This window comes from Streptomyces xanthophaeus (genome assembly GCF_000725805.1).
Classification (GTDB): domain Bacteria; phylum Actinomycetota; class Actinomycetes; order Streptomycetales; family Streptomycetaceae; genus Streptomyces; species Streptomyces xanthophaeus.
On record NZ_JOFT01000011.1, the window covers coordinates 304,389 to 325,510 of the forward strand.

The window sequence follows — 21,122 nt, forward strand, 5'->3', positions numbered from 1 at the left end:
AACCCGTCGCCGCACGCGGGAGACCGGCCGCCTCGGGACGCCGAGGGCCCGGCGGCAGGACGTCTGCGGCTGCCGGGTCGCGCGACGGGAAGCACGATGGACACGGACGCGGACACCGGCGGAACGCAGACACCCGCGGAGCGCGGCGCACCCCAGGGAGCAGAGATGGACCGGTCCGGCTGGAGCGTGGCCCCCGACCCGGGACGCCCCGAGGGGCGGGCCTGCGCGCACGCCGCGGGACTGCCCGGTGCCGCGTGGCCGGGGGCCGAGGGCGCGGGGTGTGCGCAGTGCCGAGCCGAGGGCCGGGAGTGGGTGCACCTGCGGGTCTGCCTGAGCTGCGGTCACGTGGGCTGCTGCGACAGTTCCGCGGGGAAGCACGCCTGGTCCCATGCGGAACGGACCGGGCATCCGGTAGCCCGTTCGGCCGAGGCCGGTGAGCGCTGGGCCTGGTGCTACGTGGACGAACTGTTCCTCGTCCCGGCCGGTCCCGCCTCTGCGCCCGGCGGCCGTCCGCCCGGCTGAACGGATGCCAGGACCTCGCGGGCGGCGCGGGCGCCGGAGGCCAGGGCGCCCTGGACGGAGCCGGTGGCGCGGTGGTCTCCGCAGAGGTGGACGCCCTCGGCGATGCGCGTCGGCCTGGTCAGCGGCCACGGGGCGGGCATGGCGGGCAGGGCTCCGCGCACCGTGAGCGAGGCCACCGGCTCCCAGGTGCCCGCATCGGTCCCGTACACCTCCGACAGGGCCTCCAGCACGGACCGGCGGCGGTCCGGGGAGTCCTCGCCGAGGACCGACGTCGAGACCAGGGACCGCCCGTCGGCCGCGTAGGTCGGTGCGACCTCCGTCAGCACGCAGGTGTTGAGGAACCTCCCGGCGGCGTCGAGCAGCAGCGTCGGCTCATCGAGCGGCGAACGCGTGCAGGCATGGTGGTACGTGGTGACCGTACGGGTGGGTACCGGCGGGAGCCCGGGCAGCAGGCGGGCCGCCGCGGCCGGACCGGTCGCCACCACGACCGCGGCCGCCTCGCGCCGCGAGCCGTCGGCCAGCACCACCCCGCCGTCTTCGAGCGATGCGACGGGCGTACCGAGCTCCAGGCAGCCGGCCGGGAGCCCTTCCGCGAGGCGGCGGGGCACGGCCCCGATGCCGGCCGCGGGCAGGGTCAGGGACCCACGCAGGAAGCTGCGCCAGAACAGGTGGAACACCCGGCTGGAGGTCTCGAGGCCGTCTTCGAGGAAGACACCGGAGAGGAAGGGCCGCAGGAACTCCTCGACGAGCGGTTCGGGCAGCCCCCAGGAACGCAGTGCGGACCGGGTGCTCGTATCGCGCCCGTGCCGCAGCAGCCGGGCCGGCAGCAGCAGGTCCCTGGCGGTGAGCGCACCGAGCGCGAGGGCTCCCGCCGGGGAGACGTGGCCGCCGGTCAGCAGCGCGAGGGCCTCGCCGGGCCTGCGGGTGGGGTCGCCGTAGCGGACCCGACCCCTGGCCGTGTGCACCAGCGCCCCCGGGGTGAACGGCCGCAGGCCCAGGCCGCGCAGCCTCAGGCGGCGCTTCACCTGCGGGTAGGAGGTGTTGAAGACCTGGAACCCGCGGTCCAGCAGGAAGCCGTCGCGGACGTCGGTGCGCATGCGGCCGCCGACCTCGTCACCGGACTCCAGGAGCGATACGGCCACGCCGGCCGCCGCGAGGTCGGCGGCGCACGCCAGCCCGGCCGCCCCGGCACCGACAACGAGCACGGGGGCCCGACGCTGCGGGGACGCGTTCATGTGACTCCTTCCCACCACGGCCTCTGTCTCTGCCCCCTCTTCGGCTCCTCCCGTCCCCTCGGATGCGGCGTTCCGGGCAGTGGCTCGGCCGCCGTCACTCCGCCGGGGGCAGCGGGACCCGGGTGTGGATGGTCTTCCCGCTCGGCCGGTGCCGGATCCGGACGTCCCGCCCGAGCCCGTTGACCAGCGCCCAGCCCCATCCACCACCGCTGCCTTCGAGGTCGGGGGTCCGTACCGTCGGCTCGGCGCTGCTGTAGTCCGTGACGTCGATGCCGATCCCGTCGGCTTCCATCTCAAGGTCCAGGGCGCAGCCCTCCGAGGCGTGCCGGACGGCGTTGGTGACGAGTTCGCTGACGAGCAGCAGCGCCGTGTCCATCGCGTCGGGCGCCACCGGGCGGCCGCTGCGGCACGCGTCGACGAAGAAGTGACGGGTGAGGTCACGGGCCGCGGCAGCGGCCGCCGTCCCGTGCAGATCACGGTGCTGTCGCAGTCGGAGGGTCATCCCCGCTCCCCCGTCCTGCGGCCCGGCCGTCGTCCGCAGAGCGCCGCGGCGGCCCGTGGACGCCGCCGGGCCGGTGCACGCCGGAACCGTCGAGGGAGTGTGTTCATACCGGGCGCCTACCCGGCTGTGCGCCGCCATCCCCCCGGAGCGCAGCCGGTTTGGGCGGGGCGGGGCTGGACAGCCGCGGGAGGGAAGCATTCTGTGCACGCCGAACGAAAGGAACGGTCATGGACGGGAACATCCGCTCGACGCGGGCCGACATCCACGCCGCGGAGCTGTCGCTGGCGTGCAACACCTTCCCGTCCGAGACGGCCGTCCAGGCCAGGGCCGCGCTGCGGCTGGCCCGCAGGGCCCTGGCCGAGGACGACCGGGTGACGGCCCTGGCCGCGGCGGACACCGCTGTGGCCCTGCTGGCCGGTGCACTGGCTTCGGGCGGTACGGCGTGAGCGCGGGTGGCCGGTCGGCGGGTGACCTGGAGCATCTCGGCGTATGACAGGACCCGGCCGGGGTGACTACGGGCCCCGGCCGGGTCCTGTGTACGTGGGGCGTGACGGATCCGCTCCGGTCAGAGCTCCGCGTCACGCGTTTCGCCGTCGTCCTGCTCGCGCTCACGTGCCGGGTCGTCCTCGCGGCGCGGCTTGAGCTCCTCGGGGCTCTTGCCGCGGACCGGTTCCCGGCCGGTGCCGGGGTGGACGGGGTCCTGACTGGGGCCCTGCAGGCGCTGCTTCTCCTCGCGGTCCTTGCCGTGCTCCTGGCGCTTGTCCTGCCTACCGCCCATGACACGGCTCCTCTGCGATGTGAGGGGAAACGCTTCCTCTGACCCTGCACCTGACGTCGACACTGCCCTTGACCTTGCCACGGATGGGGCCGCTGCGCATTTCGTCGAGCACGGTGCGTGACGGACGGGCGGGAGCGTGGAGCCGGTGGCGGCGCTGGGGGTGCGGGCCGGGAGGGGACACCTGACGATGGACACGATCCCCGTCCCCTCGTCCCCTCCCAGGAGCTTTCCCATGCTCGAACGCATGCTGCGCAAGGACCGCACCGAGGTCACCTTCGTCCTCCCCGCGGACACTCCCCCCGGCCCCGTCAGCGTGGTCGGCGACTTCAACGACTGGCAGCCCGGGGTCCACACCTTGCGGGCACGCAGGGACGGCAAGCGGTCCGTCACCGTCGAACTGCCCAGCGAGCACACCCACTCCTTCCGCTACCTGGCGGCAGGCGACTACTGGTTCAACGACGAGAGCGCGGGCGACCGGGACGGCCCGAACAGCCGCCTCCACACCTGACGCCGCCGGGCGGCGCCCTCCCCGTCCACCCCTCGGGGGGTCTACGCTGCCCGGACACAGGCGTCGCGACCTTGTGTGGGGGAAGGGCAAGCGCGGCACCCCTGGTGGCAGCGGGCCTGCCGCTCTGCAGAAGATCCTGGCCGCCGAAGGCCTGGACACGGCGCTCGCCGCCGCGGTCACGGCGCTCCGTGTGCACGGGGCGCAGGAGGCCTACGCGGCACTGCACCGGAAGGTTCCGGGCCTCGGGCCGTCGTTCTTCACCAAGTTCCTGTACTTCACCGGCAGGACGTTGCCGCCCGCGCAGGGGCCGGAGCCGCTCGTCCTGGACCGCGTCCTGTCCCTGCGCCTGCGGTCGTTCGCCACCGCGGCCGGCCGGGAGACGGGACTGGACCCCGACGGGTCGGCGGCGGCGTGGGTGTGGGCGGAGTGGGACTGGTCGCCCCACCGCTACGGCACCTACCTCTCCTTCGTGCGGGCTGCCGCCCGCCGGCTGGCCGGCACGGGGCTGTGGCCCGGCCACGGGACTCCCGACGTCCTAGAGTGCGCACTCTTCGGTGCCACTTGGGGACCCCCGCCTGAAGGAGCAGGGGGTTAGCCCCACTTCGCGCCCGGCAGGTAGCGGGATCGTGCCCATCAGTCGCTGCGGATCATGCTGGAACCGGCGAACGACGCTGGATTCCCCTTGATTCCGCAGGAGTTGAACGGTGCGCGAGCAGACATGGCAGAGGTTCGGTGTTTCCCGGCGGCAACGGGGCGGTGGGCGCAGGGCCGTTCGGGCCGCGGCGGCGGTGGCCTTGGGCGTCATCGTGACGGGCGCACTGGCGCCGCCCGCGGCGTCCGCTGCCGCCAGGCCCGACCCCGTGCAGCAGGGGCTGAGCGCGCTGGTGCACACCGACGGCGTGCCCGGCGCACTGGCCGGCGTCACGGGCCGCGACGGCCGCACCCGTACCTACACCGCAGGGGTCGGCGACCTGGCCACCGGGGCGAAGGTGCCGGGGGACGGGCAGGTGCGGATCGGCAGCAACACGAAGACGTTCACCGCGGTGGTCGTACTGCAACTGGTCGGCGAAGGGAAGATCGGCCTCGACGACAAGGTCGACACCCATCTGCCCGGCCTCGTCCACGGGGAGGGGTTCGACGGACGCCACATCACCGTCCGTCAGCTCCTCCAGCACACCAGCGGGATCCCCGATTACGAAGACCTCGTGGAAGAGTCCGTCCGGCAGCACCGGTACTTCGAACCCCGCGACCTCCTGGACCTCGCCTTCCAGCGCAAGGCCGTCTTCGACTCCGGGTCGGGCTGGGCCTACAGCAACACGAACTACGTGGTGGCCGGCCTGATCGTCCAGAAGGTCACCGGCCGGCCCCTCTACGAGGAGATCGGCAGGCGTGTGATCGAGCCCCTCGGGCTGCGCCACACCTCCTTCCCCGCTCCCGGCGACATGCGCATCCGGGAACCCCACCCCCAGGGCTACCAGAGGGACACGCCTGGCGCGCCCCTGCGTGACGTCACGGAGATCGACCCCTCCGTGGCCTGGGCGGCGGGCCAGATGATCTCCACCAACTCCGACCTCAACCGGTTCTTCACCGCGCTCCTGGACGGCCGTCTCCTGCCGGCGGCGCAGCTCGCCCAGATGCGCACCACCGTCCCCATCGGGAACACCGGGGCCGGCTACGGGCTGGGGCTGATGAGCAGGCCGCTGTCCTGCGGCGGTGTGTACTGGGGCCACGGCGGTGACATCACGGGCTACGAGACCCGGGGCGGAGTCACCGAGGACGGCCGCGCCGCGAACGTGGCGGTGACCGCCGTCCCGACCGACGGTGCGACGACGAAGCACGTCGAGAGCCTCGTGGACACGGCCCTCTGCCGCTGACGAGAACGCCGCCGTCCCCGCGCCGCGCGCCCGCGCCCGACGTGAACGGTGGAGCGCACGGTTGGCGGTGCGAGCCCCGCACGGCCCGTCCGTCGCCGTGCGGTCCGGTTCGCAGTGCGCACTCCTTCCCCGCAGGTCCCGCTGGTGCGAACCCGGAGCAGGGACGGGAAGGGGCAGCTCCGGCTGGAGGATCCCTGCGCCGTCCGCATGCGGCTGGAGCTGGCCCGGATGCAGCGTTCGCTCCGGGTCAGCGCACGGGCCAGCACCTGGCGGCTGCATCCGGCGCTCATGACGGTGCCGCTCCCCCTGCACATCGACAGTGCGACCGGAAAGGGCGCGGTGTCCGACTGGCTGTGCTTCTGGCCCACCAACAAGGCCCGGTTCCAGGAGTATCCGCGGCCGGAGGGCCGCCCCGGCTACGACGCGCTGATGCTGTACCACGTGCACCGGCTGGAGTTCGACAGCGAGTCCGTCCCCAAGAGCGTCAGGGAACTGATGAAACGGGCGGCGCGGGAGTGGGAGCGCAAGCAGCAGGCGCCGGGCCCGGCGCTCGTGCCGGAGCTGGTCACGGTGATGCAGTCCGACCGGCGGCTCTTCACCCGGGAGGGCGAGCTGTTCGTCACCGGGCTCGGCGCGGCCGCACTGCTCGCGCTGTTCGTTTGGGTGGCCGTGGAGGCGGGGGTGATCGCGGGGCTGGGTGCCGCGGGGAAGGCAGGGCTGTCCGCGCTGGCGGCCACTCCGGCCTCGATGGCGCAAGCGGTCGCCGCGACCGCGAAGTTCGCCCGGGACTTCCCGGCCGTCGCCACCCAGCTGGTCTTCACCCCGCCGACCCGACTGCTGCCGCTCCGGCCCGCGACGGCCGCCCCCTGAGCGCTGCGGGGCGGGGGCCGGCAGGACGCCGGCTAGAACCAGGTCAGGGTGAGGGGGAAGGTGGCCGTGGCCGAGGCGCCGGTCGTGTCCGTGGCGGTGGCGGTGATCTGGACGGTGCCCGAGCCCCACGGCCTGCCGGTGATCCGGCCCGTGGCGGCGTCCAGGGTCAGCCCCCAGGGCAGCCCGCTCGCGGTGTGGCGCACCGGTGGCTTCCCGCCGGTCGCGGTGAGCTGGATCGTGCAGCTCTGGTTGAACTTGCAGGTCTGCGGGCCCGGGTTGGCGAGCTTCAGGTCGCCGGTGGGCGGCGGGGTGGTGACGTCGCAGCCGGGTGCGGCCTCGGCGGGCAGCGGCACGCGCCAGATCTGGTTGTCGTTCTCGGAGCCCACCAGGAGCGTGGCGCAGTCGGCGTACGTCACGATCTCGCCCTGGGGCTGGGCGGGCAGGGCCACGTCGGCCAGCTTGGCGCCGGTCGCCGCGTCGTAGACGGAGGCCGTGTTCGCGCCGAGGGGGCCGCCGCTGCGCAGGGTGTAGGACTTGCCGGTGGGCGAGAAGGCGCCGTCGGTGGCGAAGACGGGGCCGGGGCGGACCGGGGTGAGGGTGTTGAGCTGTCCGGTCTGCGGCGGCAGTGGCGCCTTGTAGAGCTGTCCGGTGGCGCCGATGAGCTTGCTGGCTATGTACCACTGGCCGGTCACGGGGTCGGTGAGGAGTGATTCGGCGTCGTGGCGGCCGTCGGAGTAGGCGAGGCGGTAGGTGGCGGGGGTGACGGCGGCGTTCGCGAGGGTGTCGGGTTCGGGGAAGCTGTGGACGGTGAGTTCGGCGCGTCCGCTGAAGTTGTCGCCGATGTCACCGACGAGGATCACGGGGCGGCCGGCCGGGTCCCTCCCCACGGAGAGGGCCTCCCAGTCCGTGTTGGAGGTGCCGGTGACGGTGAGGGTGGCCCTGAGCTGTCCGGTGGGTCCGCTGCATTCGACCGCGAACACCTGGTTGGTGTTGCCGCTGTCGTTGACGGCGTAGAAGACGCCCGGGTGACGCGTGCTCATGGCGAGCCCGCTGATTTCCGTCAGGCCCGCGGGCAGGGTGCACTTGCGCTCCGGGGCCGCGGGCGCCGCGGCCTGTCCGGCGTTCCCTGAGACGGAGACGGACACGGACACGGATACGGGTGTGGACGCGGGTGTGGACGCGGCTGCGGCAGCGGCTTGTGGGAGCGGACACAGCAGGGCGAGGCTCGCGGCGGCCGCCGCGGCGCGGGGGGATACGAGGAGTCGGGACATGCGCACAATGTGACGGCGGCCGTCGCAGTTCCCAAGCGGCAGGCACCTCCGCGTTGGGCATGGACCGATGCCGGACGGGCATGGCGTGCTGCCGGAGCTCCCGCCCCCGCCGATGCGTCAGCGACTGGGCTCGCGGACGGGCGAATTGTGCCGGGCATGGGAGAGGAAGGCCCGCGCCGCACGGCTCAGGGGGCGTCTGGCGTGCACGATCCCCACCGGCCGCAGCAGGGGCGGGGTGAAGGAACGCACCTCCGCCCGGCGGCCGAAGGCCCTGAGGACGACGTCGCGGTACCAGATGAGCGAGCCCCGGCCGTCCATCACGCCGGTCACCCAGGCCAGCCGCTCGTTGACCTCCAGTGTGGGCACGGGCCGTACCCCCAGGCAGCTGAACATGGCCTCCAGCTCGGTGCGACGGCCCGTACCGGGTGCGGGCAGCACCATGTCCAGACCGTCGAGCAGGCGGAAGGGCAGGGGGTCGGGCAGCCGGGAGCCGAGCGGCGAGATCAGGACGACCTCCCGTTCCTGGATGTGGTGCGCCGACAGCTCGTTGTCCACCGGCAGGTCGACGAGCCCCAACTCCGCTGTTCCGTCGATGAGTTCCTGGACGAGCACCTCGCGGCTGTCGTGCTGGTGCAGCCGTACGTCGATCCCCGGGCTGCGGGTGGTGAAGGCGGGCACGAGGTCCACGGCCAGGTCGAGCGCCAGGGTCGGCGTGGCCACGACGTGCAGGGTGGCCCGGTTGTTCTGCCCGTGCGGCGCGCCGACGTCCTCGATGGCCTCCACCGCGTCGAGCACCGTACGGGCGAGGCGGACCACGCGCGTTCCTGCCGGCGTGAGATCCACACCGCGCCCGCGCCGGGCGAGCAGTTCCACTCCGAGGTCACGCTCCATGGCCTGCACGGCTCGGGAGAGGGCGGACTGGGCGACGAACACCGACGCCGCCGCGCCGGTGATGGAGCGGCAGTCCGCGACGGCGACGAGGTACCGAAGCTGCGCGAGTGTGGGGGTCATGACCGGACGGTAACCCCAGGACCCTTCAGGTGTAAGGGGCGGCAGAGTGAACAACCGGCCGATTTGGGGCGCCTGCATACCGGGTCGGTTGCGAGCCATACCGGCACGGCATGCCCGGCCGTACGCCCGTACCGCACCACCGTGCGGAATGCGTGGCTCCGGTGCGGGGAACGCCGCAGGCCGGGGCGGTGGGGGCGGTTCCGGGCTACGGATTCCGTCGCGGTTTCCGGACGGCCGGAAACGAATGGACCCTACCAATGAGGGCGTTGACACTCACAGGCGACCACCGCACGATGCAACGCGGCATGAAGGTGTTACCGGCGGTCACCCACACGGCGGGTGATCCTTCGGAGCGGCCTGAACCGACCCTCGGCACCCCCATTGACCTGCCCGGGTCCTCGCCGCACCGGCGCACCGCCGCTCCGTGCCACCGCTCTGCGCCACCGCCTGCGCCATGGCTCCGCCTTTGCTCTGCCGCTGCTCTGCGCCACCTCTGTGCGACCGGTACCCGTCCGTCCGTCCCGCGCTGCCGTCCCCCCTGCCCGCTCGGCCTTGTCAGGAGCGCCTGTGACCCCTCAGCCGGCCCGTTCCGCCGTCCGCGACCTCGTGGTCGCGGTCAGCCCCTTCGAGGAGCCCAACCCCAGGATCGTCGTGGCCGCCGAGCGCGCCGGCGCGCTCGGCCTGCTCGACCTGGGCAGAGACGCCGGCCTCGCCCGCCGTGCCCTCGCCGAAGTGACGCGGACGCTGCGGCAGCCCTACGGCGTACGCGTGCCGGCCGGCTGCCCGGTCTGGCCGGACGAACTGCCGGCCGAGGTGGACACCGTGCTGCTGGCCGATCCCGACCAGCAGCCGCGCCCGGCAGCCTGGGCGGCCGGCGGGGCACGACGGGTCTGGGCCGAGGTGACCAGCCCTCAGGAGGCGGCCGACGCCGTGGCAGCCGGGGCGGACGCCGTCGTCGCCAAGGGCCACGAGGCGGGCGGCCGGGTCGGTGAACTGACCGCCTTCGTCCTGCTGCAGCGGCTGCTGGCCGACCCGGACGTGACGGTGCCCGTCCTCTCCCAGGGCGGCATCGGCCTGCACACCGCTGCCGCCGCCGTCGCGGGCGGCGCCGCCGGGGTGGTGCTCGACGCCCAGCTCGCCCTCACCACCGAGGGCGAGGCCACGCTCCCCGGGGAGGTCTCCGCCGCCCTGCGCGCCATGGACGGCAGCCAGACCACGGTCGTCGCGGGCCACCGGATCTACGCCCGCCCCGACCTCGCCCCGCCCGAGCCCGCGGAACTCGCCCACCGGCTCGGCGCCCGCGGACTGCACACCCACCCCCTGCCGCTGGGCCAGGACGGCGCCTTCGCCGCTCGTCTCGCCGCCCGCCATCGCACCACGGGCGGCGTGGTGCAGGCCGTGCGCGAAGCCGTCGCCACCCATCTCGACGCGGCCGTGGAGAGCCACCCGCTCCGGCCGCAGCCCTCGGCCCCCCATCTGCCCGTGGCCCAGGGCCCCATGACCCGGGTCAGCGACCGGGCCGCCTTCGCCGCGGCCGTCGCGGACGCGGGCGGGGTCCCCTACCTGGCGCTCGCCGTCATGCCGGGCGACGAGGTGCGCACCCTGCTCGCCGAAACCGCACGGCTGCTGGGCGCCCGGCCCTGGGGCGTGGGCCTGCTCGGCTTCGCACCGCCGGACCTGCGGGCCGAGCAACTGGCCGCCGTGACCGAGGTCCGCCCCCCGTACGCCGTCATCGCGGGCGGACAGCCGGCCCAGGCCGCCCCGCTCGAAGCCGGCGGCACCCGGACGTACCTGCACGTCCCCTCCCCCGGCCTGCTCGATCAGTACCTCGCGCAGGGCGCCCGGCGGTTCGTCTTCGAGGGCCTGGAATGCGGCGGCCACATCGGCCCCCGTACCTCCTTCACCCTGTGGGAGGAGCAGATCGACCGGCTGCTGGGCTGCGAGGACGTCCCGGCACTGGACGTGCTCCTCGCGGGCGGCATCCACGACGAGCGGTCCGCCGCCATGGCGGCCGTCGCCGCCGCCCCGCTCGCCGCGCGGGGGGCCCGGATCAGCGTGCTCATGGGCACCGCCTACCTCTTCACCGCGGAGGCCGTCACCGCCGGGGCCGTCCTGCCCGGCTTCCAGGCCGCCGCCCTCGACTGCGAGACGACCGTCCTGCTGCGGACCGCGCCCGGACACGCCACCCGCTGCGCGGCGACCGAGTACGCCGGCACCTTCGAGGCGGCCCGGCTGCGGCTCACCCAGGACGGTACGGACCCGCGCGAGGCGTGGGAGGAACTGGAACGGCTCAACCTCGGGCGGCTGCGCATCGCCAGCAAGGGACTGCGCCACGGCAGCGCCGGGCCCGTGCCCGCGACCGAGGAGGAGCAGCAGCGCGACGGGCTCTTCATGCTCGGCCAGGCCGCGACCGCCCGGTCCGCGACCACCACGGTCGCCGCACTGCACGCGCAGGTGACGGAGGGGGCGAGCGCCTTCCTCGAACGGCGGACGAGGGAACTCGCCCCCGCCTCGCCACCCGCGCCGGAGCCCGCCGAGCCGCTGGACGTGGCGATCGTCGGCATGGCCTGCGCCTATCCGGGCGCGGGGGACCTGGCCGCCTTCTGGGCCGACGTCGTCGCAGGGCGGGACGCCGTCACCGAGGTGCCGGCCGACCGCTGGGACCCCGCGCTCTACTTCGACGCCGACCCGGCCCGGGCCGGTGAGCGCACCCCGTCGCGGTGGGGCGGCTTCCTGCCGCCGGTGCCCTTCGACGCGCTCGCGCACGGCATCCCGCCGGCCTCCCTGCCCGGGATCGAACCGGTGCAGCTGCTCGCCCTGGAGATCGCCGCCCGCGCCCTTGCGGACGCCGGCTACGGCGGCGGACGCGCCTACGACCGCTCCCGCACCTCGGTGGTCTTCGGGGCCGAGGCGGGCACGGACCTGGCGGGTGCCTACGGGTTCCGCGCCCTCTACCCCGGCTACTTCGGGGAAATGCCCCCGGAAGTCGACGATGAGCTGCCGAAACTCACCGAGGACTCCTTCCCGGGCGTCCTGGCCAATGTCATCGCGGGCCGGATCGCCAACCGGCTCGACCTCGGCGGCGCGAACTGCACGGTGGACGCGGCCTGCGCCTCGTCCCTGGCCGCACTGGACCTGGCGTGCCGGCAACTGCGTTCCGGTGACAGTGACATGGTGCTGTGCGGCGGGGCCGACGTGCACAACGGCATCAACGACTACCTGATGTTCGCCTCCGTACGGGCCCTGTCCCCCACCGGGCGGTGCCGTCCCTTCTCCGCCGCGGCCGACGGGATCGCGCTGGGTGAGGGCGTCGCCGCCGTGGTGCTCAAGCGGCTGGAGGACGCGGAGCGCGACGGGGACCGGGTGTACGCGGTGGTCAAGGCCGTCGGCGCTTCCAGCGACGGACGCTCCCTCGGGCTGACCGCGCCGCGGCCCGACGGCCAGCGGCGCGCCCTGGAACGGGCGTACGCGCGGGCGGGCATCGCACCGGCCGAGGTGGGGCTGGTCGAGGCGCACGGCACCGGCACGGTGGTCGGCGACGGCACCGAACTGGCGGTCCTGACGGCACTGTTCGGCGCTTCCGGGAACGCGGCCGACGCGGGGCGCACGGACGCCGGGCGCAGCGACGTCGTGCGCACCGATGCCGGGTGCGCGCTCGGTTCGGTCAAGTCCCAGATCGGCCACACCAAGTGCGCGGCGGGCCTGGCGGGCCTGATCAAGGCCGCGCGGGCCGTCCATGCCGGGGTGCGGCCGCCCACGCTGCACCTCGACGACCCGCACCCCGACTGGACGCAGGGGGCGGGCCCGTTCTTCTTCGACACCGAGGCCCGGCCGTGGGCGGCGCCCGTACGGCAGCGGATCGCCGGGGTCAGCGCCTTCGGCTTCGGCGGTACGAACTACCACGCCGTGCTCGCCGGGCACGAGGAGGAGCCCGCGCACGGGCTGGACGCCTGGCCCGCGGAGCTGTTCTGCTTCCGGGGCGCCGACCACGACGCGGCGGCGCGGGCGATGGACCGGCTCGCGGCCCGGCTGGCGGAGAACGACGGCGCCGGGCGGCCCTGGCCGCTGCGCGACCTGGCCGCCGAGACGGCCGCGTCGGCATCCGGCCCCGTACAGGTCTCGGTGGTCGCCGGGAGCCTGGACGGCCTGGCAGCGAAGCTGGAACGGGCCCGCGGCTTCACCGCGGGCGACGGGGTGCACGTACGGGCGCCGGGGGCTGACCCGGGGAAGGTGGCGTTCCTCTTTCCCGGCCAGGGCAGCCAGCGCCCCGGCATGCTGGGGGACCTCTACGTGGCCTTCCCGCGGCTGAGGGCGCTGCTGGACGAGGCTCCGCAGCAGGTGGTGTCGGCGATGTTCCCGCCGGCCGCCTTCAGTGCGCAGGAGCGGGCGCGGCAGCGTGCCGCGGTGACCGACACCCGGGTGGCACAGCCCGCGCTGGGCCTGGCGGGCGCGGCCTCGCACCTGCTGCTCGGTACGCTCGGCGTCCGGCCGGACTGCACCGCCGGGCACTCGTACGGGGAGCTGACCGCGCTGTACGCCGCGGGCTCCCTCGACGCTGCGGCGCTGCTGCGGCTGAGCGGCCGCCGGGCCTCGGCCATCCTGGAGGCCGCCGGGCAGGACCCCGGGGCGATGGCCGCGGTGACGGCCGCCCCCGAGCAGGTACGGGAGATCGCGGCGCGGGCCGGATGTGTCGTCGCCAACCACAACGCGCCGGCCCAGTGCGTGGTGTCCGGTCCGAGGCAGGCCGTCGAGGAGGCGCTGGCCGCCCTGCACGCCGCCGGGCTGCGCGCCGAGCTGATCCCGGTGGCCTGTGCCTTCCACAGCGAGGTCGTGGCCGGGGCCGTCGGCGGGCTCGCCGCCGAACTGGCCGGGACGCCGGTGAGGGAGCCCGCCGTACCGGTCTGGTCCACGGTCACGGCCCGGCCGTACCCCTCCGGTCCGGCGCAGGTGCGCGAGCTGCTCGCGCGGCAAGTGGCCGAGCCGGTGCGCTTCGTGGAGCAGATCGAGGCCATGTACGCGTCCGGGGTGCGGACGTTCGTCGAGGCGGGGCCCGGCCGGGTGCTGACGGGGCTGGTCGCCAAGATCCTGGGCGACCGCCCGCACACGGCCGTGGCCTGCGACGTCCCGGGGGAGGCCGGTCTGCCGCGGCTGCTCGCCGCGCTCGCGGAACTGGCGGCGGCCGGGGTGCCGGTCGATCCGGAGGCGTTGTTCAAGGGGCGTACGGCCCTGTTGCCGGAGCGGGCGCCGCGGCGGCCCGGCTGGCTGGTCGACGGCCATCTGGTGCGGACGGCGGACGGCTCGCCGGTGGCGGGCGGGCTGCGGCCGGCCCGGCGCGTGCCCCTGCCGCAGCCCGCGGCGGCTGCCGTGGACCGGCGTGAGGAGGCGGTGCTGGAGTACCTGCGGGGTGCGCGGGAGCTGGTGGCGGCCCAACGCGAGGTCCTGCTGGGCTATCTGGGCGCCGAGGGAGCAGTGGGAGCCGTGGGGGCCGCCGGTTCCGCGGGGCAGCGTCCGGCCGCGCGGCCGGCCACGGGGGAGGCGACGGACGGCACGGGTGGCTGGAACGGGACGGAGGCGGCGCACTCCGGCGACGACGGGGCGGACGCCCGCGCGGCGGCGCGCCCGGCAGCCGCGGCCGTCCGAGGCGGACCGCTCACCCCGGACGAGGTCATGGACGCGGTTCTGGAGATCGTCCACGCCCGCACCGGCTACCCGCGGGACATGCTGGACCCCGACCTCGACCTGGAGGCGGACCTCTCGGTCGACTCCATCAAGCGCGTGGAGATCGTCGGCGCGCTGGCCGACCGCATCGGCCTTCCCGGACGTTCCGACGGCTCCGCGGCCCCGGCCGTGGAGGAGCTGTCCCGGATCAAGACGCTCCGCGGGATCGTGGGCTGGATCACCGCCCGGGAACCGGCGCCGGCCGTTCCCCCGGCCGGAGCAGCGAGTTCCCCCGCAGGAGCACCGAGCGCACCCGAAGGCCCGATGCGGCCCCCGGTACCGGCCGCCGCGCAGGGCCCGGCCGGTGCCCCCGCTCCGGCGCCCGCCGTCGGGCGCGCCCTCGTACGCCGTCCGGTGCGGCTCCGCGTCGAGGCCTCCCCCGCCGGTCGGGCCGTCACGGGCGACCCCGCGGCGGTACTGGCCGGGCGGGTCTTCGCCCTGGTCGAGGACGCGCTGGGGGTGGGGGCCGCGCTCACCGCGCTGCTGGAGTCCCACGGCGCCCGGGTGGTCCCCGTCGCGGACGGCCGGCCGGCCTCCGCCGAAGGGGTGGACGGCCTCGTCGACCTGAGCGCCCTGGATCCCGGGCCCGATCCCGTCCTGCCCCGGGCGTTCGCGCGGCTGCGCGGGGCGCTGGTGGCGGGGGTCCGGTGGCTGGTGGTCGCGACGGCCGCGGGCGGGGCGTTCGGCCACGGCCCGGCCTCGCCGGATCCGGTGCCGGGTCTCGGGCTGCGCGGGTTCGCGCGCAGCGCGGCCCTCGAGTACCCGGGGGCGCTCGTACGGGCCGTGGACATCGATCCCAAGGACCGTCCGGAACGCGTCGCCGCGCATCTGCTCGCCGAACTGTGCTCTGCGGACGGGCCGGTTGCCGTCGGCTACACCGACGGCACGCGCATGGTCCTGCGCACCGTGCCCGCGCCGCTCGCGCAGGCCGCTGCACCGCGGCCGGCCCTGGACCGCGACGGCGTGGTCCTGATCACCGGCGGGGCCCGCGGCATCACCGCCCGCACGGCGCTCGCCCTGGCCCGTGCCACGGGCTGCCATCTCGAACTGATCGGCCGTACTCCCCTGCCCGAGGCGCCCGAGGACCCGGCTATGGCCTCGGCGCACGACCGGGTCGCCCTGCGCGCCGCGCTGATCGCCGGGGGGCTGCGCACCCCGGCGCAGATCGAGGCGGCCGCGTCCCGGATCCTGGCTGCCCGTGAGGTACGGGCGAACCTCCTCGCCCTCACGGGCGCGGCGGCGTCGGTCCGTTACCACTGCGCGGACGTCACCGACGAGGCCGCCGTACGTGCGGTCGTGGCCGGCGTACGGGCCCGGCACGGCCGGCTCGACGGCATCGTGCACGGCGCGGGCCTGCTGCGGGACTCCCTCCTGCGCGACAAGGACCCGGAGTCCTTCGCCGAGGTCTTCGCCACCAAGGTGGACGGTGCCCGCCACCTCGCCGCCGCGGTCGCCGACGAGGCCTCGGCCGTGGCGCCCGCCCCGGCCTTCCTGGTCCTCTTCGGCAGCGTCGCCGGGGTGTACGGCAACCGCGGCCAGGGTGACTACGGCGCCGCCAACGACGCCCTGGACACCCTGGCCCACGCCTGGTCCGCGGCCTCCCCGGGCCGCGTACTCGCCGTCGACTGGGGCCCGTGGGCCGCGGAGGCGGGCGGGATGGTCACACCCGAGCTGGAGCGGGCGTACGCGCAGCGCGGCATCGCGCTGATCGGGCCCGACGCGGGTGCGGAGGCCTTCCTGGCGGAACTGGCCCACGGGACGGACCCCCAGGTCGTCCTGATGGCCGCCCCCACGGGCGAGGCGGACGGGACGGATGAGACGGACACCACGAACGCCACGGACGCCACGGACGCCACGGACGCCACGGACGCCACGGACCAGGAGGCCCCCCATGGCCACTGATCCCCGGCCCACCGATGCCGCGATCGTCGGCATGGGCGCCGTGTTCCCCGGCGCAGGCAGTCTCGCCGCCTACCGGCACAACCTGTTCACCGGTGTCGACGCGATCACCGACGTGCCGCCGGGGCGCTGGGACCCGCAGGTGTACTACGCCCCCGACGGGCCGTCCGGCAGCGACCGCTTCTACTGTCGGCGCGGCGGGTTCGTCGACGACCTCGCGGCCTTCGACCCCACCCGCTTCGGCATCATGCCCTCCGTCGTCGCCGGGGCCGAGCCCGACCAGCTGCTGGCCCTGCACGCGACGGCGGAGGCCATCGCCGACGCGGGCGGCGAGGACCGGCTGCCGGCCGACCGGGCCCGGATCGGCGTGGTGCTGGGCCGGGGCGGCTTCATGGGCGTGGCCACCGCCCGCCTCGATCAACGGGTGCGTACAGCACACCAGTTGAGCACCACCCTGCACGAGCTGGCACCCGAGCTGAGCTCCGGCCGGATCGCCGCCATCCGGCGGGCCTTCCAGGAGGCGCTGGGCCCGGAGCAGCCGGAGGCGTCGATCGGGCTGGTGCCGAGCTTCACGGCGGCGCGCACCGCCAACCGGCTCGATTTCCGGGGCCCCGCCTACACCCTGGACGCGGCGTGCGCCTCCTCGTTGCTGGCCGTGGACCAAGCGGTCGGGCTGCTGGCCGCCGACCGCTGCGACCTCGTGGTCGCGGGCGCGGTGCACCACTGCCACATCGCCACGCTCTGGAGCGTGTTCACCCAGCTGGGCGCCCTCAGCCCCAGTGAGCGCATCCGGCCCTTCGACCGGCGGGCCGACGGCACGCTGCTGTCCGAGGGGACGGGCGTGGTGCTGCTCAAACGGCTCGCGGACGCCCAGCGGGACGGGGACCGGGTGTACGCGGTGATCCGCGGGGTCGGGGTGGCGGGCGACGGACGGGCGGCGAGCCTGATGAGCCCGCTGGTGGACGGCCAGGTGCAGGCGCTGGAGCGGGCCTGGGCCTCGGCGGGCCTCGATCCGGCCGCCGCAGGGTCGATCGGCCTCCTGGAAGCCCACGGCACGGGGACCCCCATCGGCGACGAGGCGGAACTCTCCACCCTGGCCCGGGTGTTCGGCCCTCCGGGCGCATCCGGGCCGATCGCGCTCGGCTCGGTGAAGTCCATGCTCGGGCACACCATGCAGGCCTCCGGCATGGCCGGGCTGATCAAGGCGGCGCTCGCCGTCCACGAGGGGGTGCTGCCGCCGACCCTGCACCTCGACGATCCGCACGAGGGCCTGGCCCGGACGCGGATGCGCCCGGTGCGTACGGCCGAGCCGTGGGAGCCGGGCCCGGGGCCCCGCCGGGCCGCGGTGAACGCCTTCGGGTTCGGCGGCATCAACGCGCACGCGATCCTGGAGGAGGCCCCCCGGGCCCGCGCGGCGCAGCCTCCGGTGCGCCGCTTCCTCCCACTGGGCCCGGCGCGCGGTGCGGCCCGCCCGCGCCCCTCCGCGGGGCCCGCGTCCGTGCTCCTCCTCACGGCCGATGCGCCCGAGGCGATGGCCCGCCTCCTGGCCGCACCGGAGCCCACGGCCGACGACCACGGCGGTCCGTGCCGGCTGGCGATCGCGGAGCCGGACGCGGAGCGTCTGGCACTGGCAGGGAAGGTCGTCGCGCGCGGCCGTCCGTGGCGCGGCCGCGGCGGTGTGTGGTTCACGCCCCGGCCGCTGCTCGGCCCGTACGCGCAGGGGTCCGGTGGCAAGCTCGCCCTGCTCTTCCCCGGCCTGGAGCCGGACTTCGCACCCGTCCTCGACGACGTGGCGGCCCGCCTGGGCCTGGAGGCACCCGCACTGACCGGCGGCGGGGAGCTGGTCGAGCGCGCCCTAGACGCCCTCGCCACGGGCCGGTTCTTCCACCGGGTCCTGGCCGAACTGGACCTGCATCCGGACCTGCTGGCGGGTCACAGCCTCGGGGAGTGGGCCGCCATGGTGGCTGCCGGAATGTACCCGCAGGAGGCGGTCGACACCTTCCTCGGCTCGCTGCGGCCCGGCTCCCTCGCGGTACCGGACCTCGTGTACGCGGCGCTGGGCTGCGGCGCACCGCAGGCGGCGGCCGCCCTGCACGGGCTGGAGGGGGTGGCCCTCAGCCACGACAACTGCCCCCACCAGTCGGTGGTCTGCGGCCCGCCGCGGCAGATCGCGGCGGTGCTGGCGCGGCTGGCCGACGAGGGTGTGCTGGGCCAGGAGCTGCCCTTCCGGTCGGGTTTCCACACGCCCATGTGGGAGCCGTACCTCGGTCAGGTGCGGGCCGCCTTCGAGCGTCTGCCGCTCCAGGCCGCCGGGCTGCCGGTCTGGTCGGCCACCACGACGGCCCCGTACCCCCGCGAGCCCGAGGGGGTGCGGGAGCTGGTGGTGAGGCACCTGCTGGAGCCGGTGGACTTCCGCGGTCTGACGCTGCGGCTGCACGCGCAGGGGGTACGGGCCTTCGTCTCGGCCGGGCCGGGCAGCCTGACCGGTTTCGTGGAGGACACCCTGCGCGGCAGCGGGCATCTGGCCGTGGCCGCCTCCAGCCCGCGCCTGTCCGGGCTGGACGCCCTGCGCCACCTGGCGGCGGCGCTGTGGACCGAAGGTCTGCAACCGCGCTGGGACCGGCTGACCGCCGCAGCCCCACCGACGGAGCATTCCGCGCCGCCGACCGCGCCGACCGCGTCCACCGCGCCGGAGCGCACCGGGCATCCGGTCCGGCTCGACCTCGGTTCGCCTCTGGTGCACCTGGACGCGGCCGTCACACCACTGTGGGAGCGCGGCCGCCGCCCCGCCCCGCGGCATCCGGCCGCCACCACCGCCCGGCCCGAACTCCTGTCGGCCCTGGACGCCGTCCTCGACGCGTCCGAGGCGGCGGCCCACGCCGTCACCGAAGCCCTGGCCGCCGCACCGGCCGGCCGGGCCGGGACGCGGCCCGACGCCCGGCCCCCCGCTCCCGCGGGGCCGCGTACGCACACCCGCAGGCTCTCGCTCGACACCCTGCCCTCCGTCCGCGACCACTGCGTCTACCTCCAGCCCGAGGACTGGCCGCAGGACGCCGACCGTTTCCCCGTCGTCCCCATGACGACCATGCTGGAGCTGGCCGCCGAGGCCGCCCTCGCCGACCGTCCCGGGCAGTGCGTCACCGGCTTCGACGACATGCGCGCCCTGCGCTGGCTCCCCGTGGCGCCCGCCGTCGACATCGCGTTCACCACCCGCCCCGCCGGTGACGGCCGGGTCCGGGTGGACATCGGAGACTGCGCGTCGGTCACCGTGCGCCTCGGGTCCGGCCACGACGCGCCTCCCGCACCCGGGCGGGCCCCGCTCACCTCCGAGGGGCCCGCGCCGGTCAGCGCCGAAGCGCTGTACCGGGACCGCTGGATGTTCCACGGCCCCCGGTTCGCCGGGGTGCACGAGGTCACCGCCGTCGCCGACGACGGCATCCGCGGCGTGCTGCGGGCGCTGCCCGCACCGGGCGCCCTGCTCGACGCCGCCGGGCAGCTCCTCGGCCACTGGATGCAGCTGCGGCTGGACTGCGACCGGCTGGTGTTCCCGGCGGTGCTCGAACGGGTCCGCCTGTACGGGCCCCCGCCCCCGCCGGGCACGCTGCTGGCGGCGACGGCCCGCATCCACGAGGTGCGTGCCACGTCCGTACGCGGCGACGTGGAGCTCCGTACCCCCGACGGCGCGGTCTGGGCGCGGCTGGAGGACTGGACGTACCGCCGGTTCGGCGCCGACGAGCGGGTGTGGCCGATGAAGTTCACCCCGGAGGTGTCGGGGATCGGCGAACCTCAGCCCGGTGGCTGGTGCGTGGCCACACGGCGATGGAGCGACCCGGCCTCGCAGGAGCTGGTCATGCGCCGCTATCTCGGCGCCGCCGAGCGCGAGGTGTACGAGCGGCTCGCGCCGCGGGCCCGCGCGCCCTGGCTGCTGGGCCGGATCGCGGCCAAGGACGCCCTGCGGCAGTTGCTGTGGGACCGGGGCGCAGGGCCGGTGTTCCCGGCCGAGGTCACCGTCGGTCATGACGAGGCGGGGCGTCCGGTCCCCGGGGGGCTGGCCGCCGGTCTGCACGTGACCTTGGCCCACAAGGCCCGGATCGCCGTCGCCTCGGCCCACGGCGACGGCCCGGTGGGCATCGACGTCGAGCCGGTGGCCGAGGATCCGGGCGCCCTGATCCGCATCGCGCTCACCCAGGACGAACACCGCTTGGCCGTACGGCTCGCGGGACGGGACGGGACCGGCTTCGCAGCTGCCGTCACCGCCCTGTGGTGCGCCAAGGAGGCGGCCGCGAAGGCGGAGGGGACGGGGCTGGGCGGGCGGCTCGTGCACTGGCAGGTGTCCGAGGACCCGGCCGGCGGGCTGCGGGTCCTGTCCCCGGCCGGCCGCACCCACCGGGTCCGCACGGCCGCGTACGAGGGCCACCAGGTCGCCTGGACGGTCCCGTCCGACCCGTCCGACCCGGACGGGGCACGAGCCGCCCCGGCCGCCGAGAGCCCAGAGACCCCCTTGACCCCCGAGAAAGCCCGGCCCGCTCACAGCGCCCGGAGCGCCCCGGCCGCGGGCGCCGCGCTCCCCCGCCCTTCCGCCCCCGACACATTTGCGACCCCGAGGGAGAACAGCCATGGCTTCTGACATCCTCGCCGAGATCACCGGCATGCTCGTCCGCATCGTCGGCGACGAGTTCCTCCTCGCCGACGAGGTCACCATGAAGACCACGTTCAACGAGGACCTGGCGCTGGAGAGCATCGAGTTCGTCGCCCTCGCCGAACTGCTGCACGAGCGCTACGGGTCCCGCGTCGACCTCATGGGCTTCATCGCGGAGAAGGACATGGAGTCGATCCTGGCCATGTCGGTCGGCGAACTGGTCGACCACATCGGGCGGATCGCCCACGGCGCCCTGGCCGCCCTGCCGGTGCGCCCGGCCCCGGCGGCCTGAGCC

General features: G+C 75.3%; 14 protein-coding genes. 9 read left to right on the forward strand and 5 right to left on the reverse strand.

Annotated elements, in window-relative coordinates; translation table 11 throughout:
- The first annotated feature begins 96 nt into the window (after positions 1-96).
- Positions 97-522: a UBP-type zinc finger domain-containing protein gene (locus IO30_RS43015; protein ID WP_031139629.1), complete on the forward strand. Its 426-nt coding sequence runs from the start codon at positions 97-99 to the stop codon at positions 520-522.
- On the opposite strand, the gene IO30_RS0104960 is transcribed toward IO30_RS43015, so the two are convergent.
- Together IO30_RS0104960 and IO30_RS0104965 are read right to left on the reverse strand one after the other, a co-directional pair.
- Complete coding sequence (locus IO30_RS0104960; RefSeq protein ID WP_051858947.1) at positions 453-1,757, reverse strand: NAD(P)/FAD-dependent oxidoreductase; 1,305 nt, start codon at positions 1,755-1,757, stop codon at positions 453-455. The two genes, IO30_RS43015 and IO30_RS0104960, sit on opposite strands and share 70 nt — an antisense overlap.
- A gap of 94 nt (positions 1,758-1,851) precedes the next feature.
- Positions 1,852-2,259, reverse strand: coding sequence for an ATP-binding protein (locus tag IO30_RS0104965; RefSeq protein ID WP_031139632.1), 408 nt, complete (start codon positions 2,257-2,259; stop codon positions 1,852-1,854).
- Between the two features lie 227 nt (positions 2,260-2,486).
- Here IO30_RS0104965 and IO30_RS0104970 point away from each other — a divergent pair, with 227 nt between their 5' ends.
- Positions 2,487-2,705, forward strand: a complete 219-nt coding sequence (locus tag IO30_RS0104970) for a hypothetical protein (RefSeq protein ID WP_031139634.1) — start codon at positions 2,487-2,489, stop codon at positions 2,703-2,705.
- 119 nt (positions 2,706-2,824) lie between these two features.
- Here IO30_RS0104970 and IO30_RS0104975 read toward each other — a convergent pair whose 3' ends face one another.
- Complete coding sequence (locus IO30_RS0104975; RefSeq protein WP_037893005.1) at positions 2,825-3,037, reverse strand: hypothetical protein; 213 nt, start codon at positions 3,035-3,037, stop codon at positions 2,825-2,827.
- Positions 3,038-3,269: 232 nt separating this feature from the next.
- Between IO30_RS0104975 and IO30_RS0104980 the strand changes: the two genes are divergently transcribed.
- From IO30_RS0104980 to IO30_RS45225, 4 genes are all read left to right on the forward strand, one after another.
- Entirely contained in the window at positions 3,270-3,545 is a 276-nt protein-coding gene (locus IO30_RS0104980; RefSeq protein WP_031139639.1) for an isoamylase early set domain-containing protein, read from the forward strand.
- 73 nt (positions 3,546-3,618) lie between these two features.
- Entirely contained in the window at positions 3,619-4,140 is a 522-nt protein-coding gene (locus IO30_RS44340) for an 8-oxoguanine DNA glycosylase OGG fold protein (RefSeq protein WP_031139641.1), read from the forward strand.
- 208 nt (positions 4,141-4,348) lie between these two features.
- Positions 4,349-5,419, forward strand: a complete 1,071-nt coding sequence (locus IO30_RS0104990) for a serine hydrolase domain-containing protein (protein WP_107065024.1) — start codon at positions 4,349-4,351, stop codon at positions 5,417-5,419.
- Between the two features lie 144 nt (positions 5,420-5,563).
- Positions 5,564-6,289: a hypothetical protein gene (locus IO30_RS45225; RefSeq protein ID WP_157853099.1), complete on the forward strand. Its 726-nt coding sequence runs from the start codon at positions 5,564-5,566 to the stop codon at positions 6,287-6,289.
- Positions 6,290-6,321: 32 nt separating this feature from the next.
- Here the strand turns inward: IO30_RS45225 and IO30_RS46290 are convergent, their stop codons facing one another.
- Both IO30_RS46290 and IO30_RS0105005 read right to left on the reverse strand, forming a co-directional pair.
- Entirely contained in the window at positions 6,322-7,560 is a 1,239-nt protein-coding gene (locus tag IO30_RS46290) for a putative Ig domain-containing protein (protein WP_078904541.1), read from the reverse strand.
- A 117-nt stretch (positions 7,561-7,677) separates the two neighbouring features.
- Positions 7,678-8,571, reverse strand: coding sequence for a LysR family transcriptional regulator (locus tag IO30_RS0105005; RefSeq protein WP_031139649.1), 894 nt, complete (start codon positions 8,569-8,571; stop codon positions 7,678-7,680).
- Positions 8,572-9,138: 567 nt separating this feature from the next.
- Between IO30_RS0105005 and IO30_RS0105010 the strand changes: the two genes are divergently transcribed.
- From IO30_RS0105010 to IO30_RS0105020, 3 genes are read left to right on the forward strand one after another with little or no spacing between them, the layout of a single operon-like run.
- Entirely contained in the window at positions 9,139-16,191 is a 7,053-nt protein-coding gene (locus IO30_RS0105010) for a type I polyketide synthase (protein ID WP_063768411.1), read from the forward strand.
- The gene (locus IO30_RS0105015) at positions 16,181-20,815 is read left to right on the forward strand and encodes a type I polyketide synthase (protein ID WP_051901891.1); all 4,635 of its coding nucleotides are present in this window, start codon (positions 16,181-16,183) and stop codon (positions 20,813-20,815) included. Before IO30_RS0105010 ends, IO30_RS0105015 begins: the two co-directional genes overlap by 11 nt.
- Positions 20,805-21,119, forward strand: a complete 315-nt coding sequence (locus tag IO30_RS0105020) for a hypothetical protein (RefSeq protein WP_051858950.1) — start codon at positions 20,805-20,807, stop codon at positions 21,117-21,119. The genes IO30_RS0105015 and IO30_RS0105020 overlap by 11 nt, the downstream gene beginning before the upstream one ends.
- Positions 21,120-21,122 lie beyond the last annotated feature (3 nt).